Annotated in this window: 13 protein-coding genes; 3 read left to right on the top strand and 10 right to left on the bottom strand. The window is 43.8% G+C overall.

Annotated features, from left to right (window positions below; genetic code table 11):
* The first annotated feature begins 28 nt into the window (after positions 1–28).
* Positions 29–835, top strand: coding sequence for an SDR family NAD(P)-dependent oxidoreductase (locus tag N475_RS08255; protein WP_063365022.1), 807 nt, complete (start codon positions 29–31; stop codon positions 833–835).
* Between the two features lie 6 nt (positions 836–841).
* Here N475_RS08255 and N475_RS08250 read toward each other — a convergent pair whose 3' ends face one another.
* A complete protein-coding gene (locus N475_RS08250; protein WP_063365021.1) occupies positions 842–1,732 on the bottom strand; it encodes a LysR family transcriptional regulator in 891 nt (296 codons plus the stop codon).
* 98 nt (positions 1,733–1,830) lie between these two features.
* On the opposite strand from N475_RS08250, the gene N475_RS08245 reads away from it, so the two are divergent.
* Positions 1,831–2,823 (top strand): zinc-dependent alcohol dehydrogenase family protein, encoded by a 993-nt coding sequence (locus N475_RS08245; protein ID WP_063365020.1) that lies wholly within the window; start codon positions 1,831–1,833, stop codon positions 2,821–2,823.
* Positions 2,824–3,154: 331 nt separating this feature from the next.
* Here N475_RS08245 and N475_RS08235 read toward each other — a convergent pair whose 3' ends face one another.
* The 5 genes from N475_RS08235 to N475_RS25395 all read right to left on the bottom strand — a co-directional run bounded on the left by N475_RS08235 (position 3,155) and on the right by N475_RS25395 (position 6,374).
* Positions 3,155–3,538, bottom strand: coding sequence for a hypothetical protein (locus N475_RS08235; protein ID WP_063365019.1), 384 nt, complete (start codon positions 3,536–3,538; stop codon positions 3,155–3,157).
* Complete coding sequence (locus N475_RS08230) at positions 3,535–4,128, bottom strand: hypothetical protein (protein WP_063355884.1); 594 nt, start codon at positions 4,126–4,128, stop codon at positions 3,535–3,537. The genes N475_RS08235 and N475_RS08230 overlap by 4 nt, the downstream gene beginning before the upstream one ends.
* Positions 4,129–4,348: 220 nt before the next feature.
* Positions 4,349–5,725, bottom strand: a complete 1,377-nt coding sequence (locus tag N475_RS08225) for a class II fumarate hydratase (RefSeq protein ID WP_063355883.1) — start codon at positions 5,723–5,725, stop codon at positions 4,349–4,351.
* Between the two features lie 8 nt (positions 5,726–5,733).
* The gene (locus N475_RS08220) at positions 5,734–6,105 is read right to left on the bottom strand and encodes a hypothetical protein (RefSeq protein WP_063355882.1); all 372 of its coding nucleotides are present in this window, start codon (positions 6,103–6,105) and stop codon (positions 5,734–5,736) included.
* A 98-nt stretch (positions 6,106–6,203) separates the two neighbouring features.
* Positions 6,204–6,374: a hypothetical protein gene (locus N475_RS25395; protein ID WP_155730838.1), complete on the bottom strand. Its 171-nt coding sequence runs from the start codon at positions 6,372–6,374 to the stop codon at positions 6,204–6,206.
* A 199-nt stretch (positions 6,375–6,573) separates the two neighbouring features.
* On the opposite strand from N475_RS25395, the gene N475_RS08215 reads away from it, so the two are divergent.
* On the top strand, positions 6,574–7,167 hold the full coding sequence (locus tag N475_RS08215; protein ID WP_063365018.1) for a DUF938 domain-containing protein: 594 nt from the start codon (positions 6,574–6,576) through the stop codon (positions 7,165–7,167).
* On the opposite strand, the gene N475_RS08210 is transcribed toward N475_RS08215, so the two are convergent.
* Genes N475_RS08210 through N475_RS08195 form a run of 4 tightly spaced genes read right to left on the bottom strand, consistent with a single transcriptional unit; the run spans position 7,144 to position 12,773 of the window.
* Entirely contained in the window at positions 7,144–8,304 is a 1,161-nt protein-coding gene (locus N475_RS08210; RefSeq protein ID WP_063365017.1) for a GNAT family N-acetyltransferase, read from the bottom strand. The genes N475_RS08215 and N475_RS08210 overlap by 24 nt on opposite strands.
* On the bottom strand, positions 8,297–9,592 hold the full coding sequence (locus N475_RS08205; protein WP_081232399.1) for an alpha/beta hydrolase: 1,296 nt from the start codon (positions 9,590–9,592) through the stop codon (positions 8,297–8,299). Before N475_RS08205 ends, N475_RS08210 begins: the two co-directional genes overlap by 8 nt.
* The gene (locus tag N475_RS08200) at positions 9,544–12,291 is read right to left on the bottom strand and encodes an ATP-binding protein (RefSeq protein ID WP_063355878.1); all 2,748 of its coding nucleotides are present in this window, start codon (positions 12,289–12,291) and stop codon (positions 9,544–9,546) included. Before N475_RS08200 ends, N475_RS08205 begins: the two co-directional genes overlap by 49 nt.
* Before the next feature lie 20 nt (positions 12,292–12,311).
* On the bottom strand, positions 12,312–12,773 hold the full coding sequence (locus tag N475_RS08195) for an Lrp/AsnC family transcriptional regulator (RefSeq protein WP_063355877.1): 462 nt from the start codon (positions 12,771–12,773) through the stop codon (positions 12,312–12,314).
* Positions 12,774–12,825: the final 52 nt, after the last annotated feature.

Here is a 12,825-nt window from a genome sequence, read left to right as displayed (position 1 = left end):
GAACGTAAAATACGCGGCGGGAAAGATTATGAAACAGACAATTTTAATCACTGGTTCAACAGACGGAATTGGACTTGCAACCGCTATCACGTTACTTAAAAGTGGTCATCAAGTACTGCTTCATGGCCGTAGCCAAAGTAAACTTGATAGCGTATTCAAAGATTTATCAGCGCAATTTGGTCCAGATGTCATTTTTAGCTACCGTGCTGATTTATCATCAGCCAAAGAAGTGAATGCGCTGATTGCAGATGTGCGCAGTGAGCACAAGCAGTTGGATGTACTGATTAATAATGCAGGTGTGTTTAACATTGATCAAACCCACTCGGTGGATAATCTAGATATACGTTTTATGGTCAACACCATTGCTCCTTTTATGTTGACGCAAGGGTTGCTACCGCTACTCTCACCACATGGTCGGGTAGTCAATCTCTCTTCGGCGGCACAGGCTCCATTCAAAGCAAATGAATTGAGTGAGCATAGTGCGCTGTCTAATGGTGCAGTCTATGCAAAAAGTAAGCTGGCACTGACTATGTGGTCACAGTTCTTGGGTGAAAAGCATAAAGACGCAGGCCCCATGATAGTTGCAGTGAATCCCAAATCATTTTTGGCAAGTAAAATGGTGCACGAAGCTTATGGTATGCAAGGCACAAATATTCAGCAAGGCGCCGATATTTTGGTGTCAGCGGCGCTCTCTGAGTCTTTTGCAAGTGCGGGTGGGCGCTATTTTGACAATGATATTGGTCGCTTTAGCGCACCACATAGTGCTGCGGCTGACGCTACATTGATGAGCGAGTTGATGGCAGAGTTAAATACCTTATCGATTAAATTAGGTTAACAAGGTTTATTCCCAATATGGGACATCGCCAATATATGCCTTGAGGTAATCAATGAAAACGCGCACTTTGGGGGCCAGTAATCGAGAGTTTGGATACACAGCCCAAAGTGCAGTGTCATTGACCAAAGGCGTATCTTTGAGCACTTGGATTAATTTACCTTCTTGTAGCGCTTGATAGGCGCACCACATTGAGCAAAGCGTGATGCCCATACCCCGAATACAGGCGTCTCTAATTGCTTCGCCATTATCAATTTGTAACCCGTTATTAGGTTTGAACTTTATATTGCCTTGTGAATTGGCAAACACCCAGTGTTCTATGCCCGTTAAGTTGATGGTTGGGTGAGACTGAAGCGCTTGCGGTGTACTGGGCATACCGTGCTGTGCGACATATTCTGGTGAAGCGCACAGAATTCGAGTGTCACTGGCAAGCTTACTGGCAACCAGCGTTGAGTCACTGAGTGCAGCATTACGAATGGCAATATCAAAGCCACCCTCAACCATATCGACAATGGTGTCGCTCAGGCGCAGATCGATTTTTAAATCAGGGTAGAGCAACCTAAATTCGGCTAACGCAGGCACGATATGCATCCGTCCAAACGATGCAGGTGCGGTGATCCGCAAAGTGCCTTGAGGCGTGTGGCTACCTGCGCCAATGGCAGCTTTTGCACTTTCAATACTCTCTAGCACAGATTCAGCGTGTGGCAAAAATGCGAGCCCTTCTTCGGTCAGTGAGACCTTACGGGTTGTTCGGTATAACAGCTTCGTACCCAACGTTTCTTCTAATTTATTGATATGAGCACTGGCGACCGCGGCAGAGAGCCCCAACTCTTTGCCAGCCAAGCTAATATTGTGTGTGGCGGCAATGCGTGTAAATAGCTTTAAATGTGCGATGTTCATTATCAATAAGATCTTAAAACTGATTGTATTTTTATGGATATTATCAAAACTATAGTTAAAAAATATACTAAATCCATTCAATCAGCGAGGATTTAATCATGAAAGCAATGACAATAAATGCATTTGGTGGCAGTGACGTATTTACAGAATCAGAAGTGGATAAACCAGCAGTGACCGCGGGTCATGTGCTGATCAAAGTACATGCCAGTAGCGTTAATACGGTGGACACAATGATCAGAGAAATGGGCCCTGCTCTACCTCTATCTCCGTCGTTACCTGCAATCTTGGGCATGGACTTCGCTGGTGTAGTTGAGTCAATCGGTGAAGGGGTTGAAGGGTATCAAGTTGGTGATGAAGTCTACGGTTGTGCCGGTGGCCTTGCTAATCTACCAGGTACTTTAAGTGAATACATGCTGGCTGATGCTGACCTGATTGCACATAAACCAAAACGCCTAACCATGGCGCAGGCAGCTGCATTACCACTGGTGGGGATCACGGCTTATGAAGGGTTGAAGCGGGCAGGTGTTGCTCAAGGGCAATCTGTATTAGTGCACGGTGGTGCTGGCGGAGTTGGGCACATTGCTTTGCAATTGGCGAAGTATTTTGGTGGTGACGTTTACGCAACAGGTAGTAAAGATGCGCAACTCGAACTCATAGAAAAGCTGGGGGCTACACCCATTAATTACCAGACAGACTCCGTTGCGGACTATGTGGCAACACATACCGAGGGAGCGGGTTTTGATTTAGTATACGACTCTGTGGGTGGTGCCAACTTACTTAACTCATTTGAGGCGGCTGCATTAAATGGTCAAGTGGCGACAACGGTTTCACTGGCAGAAATTGATTTGTCAGTTGCACATTTTAAAGGGCTCTCTCTACACGTCGTATTTATGCTTATTCCCATGCTACACAATGTAAAACGTGCTGAGCATCATGAAATCCTTGCTTCCATTGCCAATATAGTTGATGCAGGTTATTTAACACCTGTCTTAGATGAAAGTACCTTTTCTTTTTCAGATATTGGACAGGCGCACGAAAGACTGGCGAGTGGCCAGGTGATGGGCAAAGTTGTTGTCAGTAACAAGTGGTAGTTGTCGTACTTTGAGGTCGAAGAGGCTATCACTATTGTGCAGATCAAAATAGGTGCGCTTTTTAGGCACTGCCGCTATTATAAATTTATGGTTATAAGTTTATGAGTTGTCAGTGTCTTTTTATTTGTTATCACTATTATTGATTTTTGCATTATTTGGTGTGGCGTCGACCTACTTGTTGCGCTTTATGTATAGTTACTGGATTCAAAAGCGCATGGTCTTAAAATACTTAGGGCTGGCGGGGCTGTGTGTCGTGTGTGTTGTGCCATTGGTGATATTGAACTACTTTTTGGCTGGGTAGACAGTAGCTAGGTCGCTACTGTCAATTCGATTATTTTAACACGATAGACTGGCAGGCATTGCTGATACACAGTGCTTGGATTGGTAACACAGGCTCGCATATATCACTTGCAATAGCATGTTGATTTTTGGCCTTTTCCGCCGCTGTAATGGCGTGCGCTGCGCGTTCTACTTGTTCTTCATCTACATTGCGAGACGAGTAAACCAAATACTTACTTGGCCCACCACATGTTAGGCGCTCACCAACGGCGATGACTTTACACTGGAAACTGGCATCACAGCCTTTATCTGCAATTAATTGCTCAAGTGAATCACTGTCTTCACTTTGTAGCGGTTGTGTTTCTGTGTAAGTGGCTTCACACCCAGCTAATAGCATAAGTGACAAGCCTACAATCATACCGGCCTTTCGCTTCATCGATAATCCCTAGTTGGTGACTTATTTGTGCCCTCTAGTTTAACACAAGTATTTTCAACACATTGTGTTGCTGGTTGACGCAAATGTTCACAAATGCTGATCATACCGTGTTTGGCATTATATTGTGCTTCGGAATCAGTGAGCTTTTTAGCCAGTTTATAAACTTTTTCTAGGTCCGCTGTTTTTGTAGAAAATAACAAATAGCTAGAAGGACCACCACAGGCACGGCTGCCTACCGGAATAGCCTGACATTGGCTACTACTGTCACAGCTTTTGTCTTTGGTGATGAAGTTTAAATATGCGTGTTGATTTTTAATACTTGCTTCGTCAATGGCATCTTGGTCATATTTGGCTATTGGCTCTGCTTTGGTAACCATTTTGGCTGGGGTTGGCTTACTCATCCCTGCATCATGGCGTGTTGCAGACTTAGTTTGCAGTTTTGCAGGCGCAATCGGCTTTTTATTTGGTGTGGCTTGTTGTTGTGGTTTTTCAGGCTGTGCTTGCTGTTGTGTTTGCTCTGAGCCGGCCTCTGTAGTGGAACATCCTGATATTATCACTAGGCTAGCTAGTGTTAGCTTAAGTGCGTTCATAATCTATCCTGTTTATTTTTTCACAGTGTGCCGCGCTTTTTCCTCAGATACAAGGGAAAGCGCTCAAGGGTAAGTGAACTGACCCTGGGTAAAATCTACACAAATTATACTCTTTTAGTAAGTTGGCATCGCCCACCTTTATTGCTGCTGAATGGCATCGGTGAGCAAATATTTTGCGTAGTGCAGTCCACATACCCTCTAAGATTAGAGCGCTTTTAGTTTACAGGCCACCCTCAGTCAGCTTTTGAGGATCGAGCAAGGCTTTTAATTCATCTTCGCTTAGATCGGTATTCTCAGCTGCTACTTCAATGATTGGGCGACCCTCTTTGTATGCCAATTTGGCAATGGCTGCGGCTTTTTCATATCCGATCACCGGATTCAGTGCAGTCACTAAAATTGGGTTGCGAGACAATGCCTGTTGAATACTTTGCTCATTAACCTTAAATGTCGCGATCGCTTTGTCAGCAACAAGGCGAGAAATGTTCGCCAGTAGTTCAATGCTTTGAAGGATATTATAAGCAATGACAGGTAGCATGACATTTAACTCAAAGTTACCTGATTGACCACCTACGGTAATAGTTGCATCATTACCTATCACTTGTGCGCTGACCATTGCTGCGGCTTCTGGTATTACTGGGTTAACTTTACCCGGCATAATGGATGAGCCAGGCTGAAGTGCTTGCAATTCAATTTCAGACAATCCAGCTAGCGGGCCTGAATTCATCCAGCGCAAGTCGTTGGCAATCTTCATATTGGCAACAGCCAACGTTTTAAGTTGGCCCGATAAGGCTACAATGGCATCTTGAGAACCGATATTGTAGAAAAAGTTTGGACTTGGGCTAAAGCGAATACCGATATTGCTACTCAGGTAGCTATTAAAGGTTGCTGAAAACTGCTTATCAGCGTTTACTCCAGTGCCAACTGCTGTACCACCTTGTCCAAGCTGATAGACTTTATCTAGAGAAGCTAAAATACCTTCATAAGCTGAGTCAACTTGTTGCTGCCAACTGCTCAGTGTTTGGGCAAATGTCACTGGCATTGCATCCATCAAATGAGTGCGGCCAGTTTTAACGTGGTGGCCCACTTCTTTGCTCTTTTTCTCGATTGTTTGTGACAGGTGTTTTAATGCTGGTAGTAGCTCATAAACAGCGGATGTTGCACTACTTACGTGAATTGCCGTCGGGATCACGTCATTTGAGCTTTGACCCATATTAACGTCATCATTTGGATGGATCGATAGACCGCTTTGTTGGCTGGCTAGCGTGGCTATCACTTCATTGGCGTTCATATTCGAGCTGGTGCCTGAGCCTGTTTGAAACACATCAACGGGAAACTGGTCCAGATGCTCTCCATCAATTAAAGCCTGACAAGCTGTAGTGATGGCTTTTGCTTTGTCTTTGTCTAAGTGGCCCAGCTCTGCATTGGCTTCTGCGGCGGCTTGCTTGATATAGGCTAGTGCGCGGACAAAGCTGGTTGGCATCGTCAGCCCACTGACTGGAAAATTATTAACAGCACGTTGTGTCTGCGCTTGGTAAAGCGCGGTTTCAGGTACTTCTAAGGTGCCCATGCTATCAGATGCGGTACGGTAAGTGGTCATACTGACTCCTAACTAAAAGGATTAAATTCGTGGCTAATGATCCGTGCTTCTCGCTCAAGGCGATAGAAAGGTGCCATAGAACGATGTTGTTTTTTATAAAATCGTTTTAGTGCGAGAAGCGGTTTGTGAAGCTGCTCAAAGCACTGTTGTCTAAAGCTTTGATGAACCAAAGGATCGGCAATGTGATTGAGCAATTCAAAAAAGACACGTCGTAGATAGAGTTCTTGTAATAACACGCAGGGTTTTCTTTCGTACCATTTGGCCAAATTAAAACCGTCCTCAATAAATTGTGCTACATGAACAGGTGCATCTAAATGAGGTCTTTGGCATTGTGTTTCTAAGCGGGGCTGAAATTGGCAAAGTACTTGAGGGGTAACCATGGCGCATTATATTTTAGTGTAACGATAATTATTATCATTACACTAAAATAGGAGATTAGCAACCCTTGCTGGTTGGATTGTACTGATGTGGTTGTAACTCAGTTATAACCGAGAATAAATTGCTCAGAGGTTTGTTCTTTCTCTTGTTCTTTACTGCTGAGTAAGTCAGCAACTTCTTGTTGATATGTCGGTTCTGATTCTGGTGTGTTGTTTTCAGGAATATGACCTAAACTCAGGTTGGGCATGTGTGTCACTTTAGAATACTTCATTATGGTATCTCCATTTAAGGTATTTGAACGGGCTATACATAACTACTTATAGCCAATACCAAAGTTTTTTGCATACCATATACCAAAATTTTTTTCTCTTTATTTATCAAGTTAGTAATGAAATTGCACTGATAAAAGTTTGCATTATTCACTGAAAGTTGCATCAATTAGGCGCGTATTTGTTCAATTTAGGTGCAAAATGAAAAAACCTTTCTCCCAAGCATGTGAAAACAATAAAGATCCTATATTGCAAAAGTTGCTACCGTTTTTTGCTGATGTGACCCAAGTTTTAGAAATTGGCTCTGGAACAGGGCAGCATGCAGTGCATTTCGCAAATGCGATGCCAACGTTAGAGTGGCAAACCTCCGATTTGGCATATAACCATGATGGTATTATCAGTTGGTGCAAAGAGGTTAATCTAAGTAACTTAAAACTACCTGTCGTGCTAGATCTGAATATGGACACTTGGCCCATTTCAGGTGCTCCTGCAATGTACACAGCTAATACCTTGCATATTGTATCTACGAAGCTGGTGAAGCAGTTTTTTGTTGGAGTCGCTGAGCATTTAGCCACCAATGGTAAATTGGCCGTGTATGGGCCGTTTAATTACCAAGGTGAATTCACTTCTCAGAGCAATGCGCAGTTTGACGCGTTTTTAAAAGAACGTGACCCAGAGAGTGGCATTAGAGACTTTGAATGGATCTGTGAGTTGGCCGAAGGGGCTGGGCTGACATTGGTGACCGATCACGCGATGCCAGCCAACAATCGATTATTGTTCTTTAAACGGCAGTAAGCTTTGACATTGTTGATAATACTGCGCAAGTTGGGCGCGCTCAGTATGGATAAACTCAGCAATGGCCTGCTCAAATAACGGGTGGGCAATTGTATGAAATGAGCGTGTATATACGGGCTCAAAGCCGCGTAATAGCTTGTGTTCGCCTTGGGCTCCTGCGTCAAATCGTTGTAACCCTTGCTCAATTGCACGCTCTATTCCTTGGTAGTAACACAACTCAAAATGTAAGTGCTCACTTTCTTCTAGGGCTCCCCAGTACCTTCCATACAAGGTGCCTTCATCAATTAGATATAAACTAGCAGCAATAAATGAACTGGCATCTTGGTTGGGGTCAGTTTGATAAGCACAGCATAACGCCGTGTTGTTAGGTAGATTGGCAAACAGCAAGGTAAAAAACTGTTGTGTTAAGTAGCCATTATGTCCTGAGCGTTTGCGATAAGTTTGGCAGTAACAGCGGTAAAATTGATAAATCACCTCGGGGGTGATTTGTTCCGTTTGTAGCCATCTTATATGTAAACCAGAGTTGTGCACCTGAGCGCGCTCTTTCTTTATCATTTTTCGCTTGCGTGCTTTCATCGAAGCCAAAAATGTGTCGAAATCAGCATAATTACGATTGTGCCAGTGAAATTGCACACCAAGTCGTTCCATCAGCTTTTCGGTTGGCCAATTTTCCTTGTGATAGGGGAAGTTAATATGAAACCCAGACCAGCCATGGTGTGACGTGGAGTCGTTCAGGATAGTTAAAATGTATTGGAGTAATGCATCTGTTGGTGCTTGACATAGCAACCTCGGGCCGACAACTGGGGTGAATGGAACTGCGCTGAGCCATTTGGGGTAATATGCGAGATTGTGGCGCTCATAGGCCTCAGCCCATGCCCAATCAAAGACATATTCGCCATAGGAGTGGCTTTTAAGGTAACCCGGTAAGATGGCAACGGGTTTGGCTGTGTGTTTTTCAAATATTACTAAATGATGGGGTTGCCAACCTGAATGACCGCCTACTGAATGGCTTTGCTCTAACGCGTCGAGCCATTCATAACTGGTAAAAATGGCTGTACCCGCTAATTGTTGCCAATCAGCTTTTGGGACCTGAGAGACCGCGTTAACAAATTGATGTTCAAAACTTTGATTACTCAACGTGGGACTCCAAAAATGTCAGAATTTGCTTACTTAAGTTGTTAAAGTCTGGATTGAATGTCACACGTGCCAGTGGTTGATACACCATTTTATTGCTTGCATGGTGCTCACCGAAGGTAATATTTTTGGCTGTTTTACAGGCTGCAAAGGCGTCGTTGTCTTCAAAATAGCTGCCGCAATGGCGATAGCTACCTTCTCTGCCGTAATAAGGGTGGCTTTGCGGTATTAATAAGCCGACATGGGACATATCGACGACATTGTCTAATTGGCTTATTTGGGTGACCTGAATTTTGTCACTAACGGCCATGCCATTTCTCGAATAGAGACGTAATTGTAGCGAAGCAGTATGATCATTTGCCCAGCGATTCAGCAAACTGAGTGTTGCGTGGCTGTCTATGGTGGCATCTACATCACTCATAATGGTCAATATTGGTAGGTCATTAGGGATATTTGTGTTCATCATTTCAACCATCACGTTATGAACTAGTGCGGCAGCTGCGAGCGGAAAAGACTCATACTTAGCAAAATCCAGATCAGCGTCTTGATCAAGCCAATCCATAAATGGGACCCAATCAACCCACTGGGCAAGCCAACTTTTCTTATTATGTGATTCGGTGGCTGGGGCCACTAATACCAGTGCTTTTAGATTGTTTGGTTGAGCCTGTGATACTTCAATTGTGGCAAGCGCGGCACCCGTAGAAAACCCCATAATCGCAAATTGTTGAAAGTCTGCTGACATACGGTTGATAGCGTATTGCACATGTTTCTGCCAGTCCTGATTACTTACGTGGCGCAGGTCATCTGCGGCTGTGGCGTGACCCGGCAGTAGTAATGTACGAACATTGAAACCTTGTCTATACAAGTCTCTCGCGATGGCATTGAAGATATAGGGTGAATCTGTGAGCCCATGGATCAATAGCACAGCTTTATTATTGTTTGACTGAATTAATTGGTAAGGAGCAATGTGATCTAATACGGTTGGATCCTCACGTAGCACATGCGTCAAACTGGGCAGTGGGCAAGGTAGTTGAGCGCGTTTATTACGTGCTGAAATTAACGCTCTCGTTTGTTTTACATATTGTGCAAAGGTCAGTTTATCATTCACCGCGATGGTCGCATTGCCTTGATCGTTGGCGATGCGATATTCACCCGTTTTTTTACCTTCAATAAAGTTTTGATGATTGGCTGGCAGCGTTGTGCAATCTTGCGCTGACGCTGCCATTGCGCCGATAATTGAAATTAAGCCGATGAATCTTTTGAGCATAGTTTTGCGTAATGATCTAAACATGCTCCTAGCTTATCGCGATCAAGGGGTTTTGCAAGGTGGCTATTAAAGCCAATTGCAATGGCATATGCTTTATCTTCAGGCATCACATCAGCAGTCAAAGCGACAATGGGCAAACTATGTTGATCATGTGTTTGACGCAGAGTTGAGGTCGCTTGATAGCCATCTAATACAGGCATTTGGCAGTCCATCAGGACCAGATCAAAGTGCTGTTCTTGAATGCGAGCAATGGCCTGTTGACCATTTGGTACTAATTGAAATGTTACGTTAAACGAATCCAGCATAGATTTGATCACAATTTGGTTAACTGGATTATCTTCCGCGACTAACACATTTAGCTTGCTAATGAGTTCGAGGTCAAATTGTGGTTTTTGGGCATTCAAGGCATCCCCAAATGGGCATCGTAGGCTAAAGCAAAACTGACTACCTGTGCCCAAGACGCTTTCTACGGTTAAATGACCCGACATTAACTCGCTTAGCTCTTTGCAAATTGCCAGTCCTAAGCCGGTGCCACCATAACGGCGCGAAGTGGAGCTATCAGCCTGAGAAAATGGAGCAAACACATGTTCTAATTGATTTTGTTCAATACCAATACCAGTATCTGCAACAGTAAACTGAACTCGATAATCAGTGGCACTTTCAAATATTTCACAATGTAAGGAGACGTGGCCTGACTCTGTAAATTTGATGGCATTACTACATAGATTTATCAGTACCTGTTCGATGCGCAGTTCATCTCCTTTTAACCAAACTGCATGTTCTACATTGGTGTGGAGTTTCCAGCTAAGGTTTTTAGCTTGAGCACTATTCGCAAAGAGGCTATCCATACGTTTAAGTAGCTCTTGTAAATTAAAGCTATGTTGCTCTAGTTGCAGCTTATTGGACTCAATCTTAGTTATGTCGAGAATATCATTGACTAAGTGGAGCAACGTTTTGGCCGCCATATTGATATTATTGACATAGCCTTGGAGAACTTCGATTGATTCTGAAGTGCGTGTTAACGATGCAAAACCAATCACAGCATTGAGCGGAGTGCGTATTTCGTGACTCATATTGGCGAGAAAGCGGCTCTTTGCTTGGTTTGCTTGCTGGGCATCTTGCAATGCGAGGTTCAATGACGCTGTGCGCTGTGCAACTAAGTGATTAAGCGCATTATTTTGATAATTATAAAGTAGCACGATAAAGGTAATTAACGCGCATATACTGAGTTGTAGAGTTAACAACCATATAGTTTGTTGATGATTGAGTTCAGTGATAAAGCTGTCTTTAATTGCTAGCGTGAGGCGCCAAGTTTGGCCTGCAAATTGGATCTGCGTATAGTTATGCGTGCTGGCATGATAAGGGCGCAGCGAAGCATCGTGGTTGCTAAAGAATGGCGTGTCGCTGTTGCCATCAAAGAAAGCCAAATCATAATTCTTGGCTTGCGTGGATTTTAACACTGAGTTGAGCAGTACATCTGTTTGCACGACACCGATGGCGTAGCCTGTTATATCTGCATGGTTGTCTTGCTGCTCAGTGCTTTGCTGAAATACAGGCGAAAAGAGTATGTACGCAGACTTAGCGGGTGTTGTTTGAATGAGCTTGACCACATTCGTTGCACGTGGCTGCAAAATAATTTCAGGGTCTTCTAACGCCGCTTTACGATTAGCTCGAGAATATATATTAAAGCCTAACGAAGTGAAGTTTTCGGCCTGAGGTGAGACGTATTTAACGATAACCAGTGGATCGGTTGGCGATAGGGGAGCGCCTTGTATTCTGACTTCGTTGCGATACAGTTGATTGAGCTCATCTTGTAATTGTTGAGCCTGTGTCTGTGGCGCTCTTTGCCCCCAAGAAAGCGCAAATAAAAATGGGTAGCGCTGCCTTTGTTGTTCAGCGATTTGCTGGAATTTTGCCAATTCAAATTCGGGCAGTGATTGTAATTTTGCAGCCATTCCTTGTACTGCCAACATGCTGAGATTGACGTGTCGAAGTACCAAGTTTTCGATAATATTGATTTCGCGCTGCGCTTCTCGTTTGGCTGCATTCAAATTACCCAAATTATATAGATAGGTGGTCGCGGTAACAGACATAAACAAAATAGCGCATGTGGCGAGCATAATACGCTTATGCTGATAGGGGCGTGTGGTAAATACAGTCATATTCAGCAGCATCAATAGCAGCGGGGCAAAGATCAAAATCCCCAAACTATCCCCTAACCACCATGCTATGACGTTTTGCCAGTGTTGCGAAAAGGCATACAGAGGGTTAAACAGACTCAGAGAGAGCATACCTATATTGGCCGACACGAGGTTGACCAATATCCCTACTAACAATACGTAGTAAGCAATATACTTACGAGAGCGCATTAATAATGGGTCGCCAAGCCAGAGGCGCATTATATAGCCACCTATCACCCCTTGAAGTACAGCACCGGCTGCGACAATGATGACTTGTAAAACATCCGTATAGTTATTAAACGGTGACTGAAAACCAAAATAAGTAGTCCAATTAAATAGAACCGATGCGCCAAATATTGCAGGGGCAAATCGCCAGCCCCATAAGCAGCAACCTACTAATGCGATGCCTGCAGGCAGCCAAATTGGCAAAACTTGATTCTGAAAGGCGAATAAAGTGAATAGCTTACCAAACCCAAAATAACCTAAAGTAAGTAGTGCATACGCAGCTAGGTTATGGATTGGTGAGCGAAATTGAACTTGCATGAATTACTTGCCTTTCGGGGTCATAACGGAACTCCACGTTTATTGAAGGTCTGTTTTAATACGATAGTTGACTCGACCGCTGCGATATAGTCCAAATTTGCCAAGCTGTGCTTCACAAAGTGCTCATAGCTGGGCAAGTCAGCGGCAATGATTTCAAGCAAATAATCATGACTACCGGACACCACTGAGCAACTGCGTACTTCTTTTAATACATCCACATGATTTTCAAAGCACTCGGCTGCTTGTACTGAGTTTTTGGTAAGGCGAATAAATGCATAAACAAGAACCGAGTAGCCAACAGCTTGCGGTGAGATATCTGCATGATACCCCAAAATCACACCGTCTTGTTGGAGTTTTTTGACACGTCTCAAGCAGGGGGTGTCTGAGAGGCTAGCTTGCTCTGCCAAGGCGGCATTGCTCAAGCGCGCATTACTTTGTAGTGCACTTAGCAAAATGCGATCTTTGTTATCAATATCAGGCATATTAGTTAAATCTGCTATATAAAGGGAGAAAAAACAGGTAATTCACTAATTA

The organism is Pseudoalteromonas luteoviolacea DSM 6061 (assembly GCF_001625655.1).
GTDB lineage: Bacteria > Pseudomonadota > Gammaproteobacteria > Enterobacterales > Alteromonadaceae > Pseudoalteromonas > Pseudoalteromonas luteoviolacea.
Note: the sequence above shows the minus strand (reverse complement) of the source record. Positions and strands in the feature narration are given on the sequence as shown.

Excerpts from the sequence above, each read along its gene's own strand:
- N475_RS08205 (WP_081232399.1), bottom strand. The coding sequence starts at position 9,592 with ATGTTTAGATCATTACGCAAAACTATGCTCAAAAGATTCATCGGCTTA.
- N475_RS25395 (WP_155730838.1), bottom strand. The coding sequence starts at position 6,374 with ATGAAGTATTCTAAAGTGACACACATGCCCAACCTGAGTTTAGGTCAT.
- N475_RS08245 (WP_063365020.1), top strand. The coding sequence starts at position 1,831 with ATGAAAGCAATGACAATAAATGCATTTGGTGGCAGTGACGTATTTACA.
- N475_RS08255 (WP_063365022.1), top strand. The coding sequence starts at position 29 with ATGAAACAGACAATTTTAATCACTGGTTCAACAGACGGAATTGGACTT.
- N475_RS08230 (WP_063355884.1), bottom strand. The coding sequence starts at position 4,128 with ATGAACGCACTTAAGCTAACACTAGCTAGCCTAGTGATAATATCAGGA.
- N475_RS08215 (WP_063365018.1), top strand. The coding sequence starts at position 6,574 with ATGAAAAAACCTTTCTCCCAAGCATGTGAAAACAATAAAGATCCTATA.
- N475_RS08200 (WP_063355878.1), bottom strand. The coding sequence starts at position 12,291 with ATGCAAGTTCAATTTCGCTCACCAATCCATAACCTAGCTGCGTATGCA.
- N475_RS08235 (WP_063365019.1), bottom strand. The coding sequence starts at position 3,538 with ATGAAGCGAAAGGCCGGTATGATTGTAGGCTTGTCACTTATGCTATTA.
- N475_RS08250 (WP_063365021.1), bottom strand. The coding sequence starts at position 1,732 with ATGAACATCGCACATTTAAAGCTATTTACACGCATTGCCGCCACACAC.
- N475_RS08195 (WP_063355877.1), bottom strand. The coding sequence starts at position 12,773 with ATGCCTGATATTGATAACAAAGATCGCATTTTGCTAAGTGCACTACAA.
- N475_RS08225 (WP_063355883.1), bottom strand. The coding sequence starts at position 5,725 with ATGACCACTTACCGTACCGCATCTGATAGCATGGGCACCTTAGAAGTA.
- N475_RS08220 (WP_063355882.1), bottom strand. The coding sequence starts at position 6,105 with ATGGTTACCCCTCAAGTACTTTGCCAATTTCAGCCCCGCTTAGAAACA.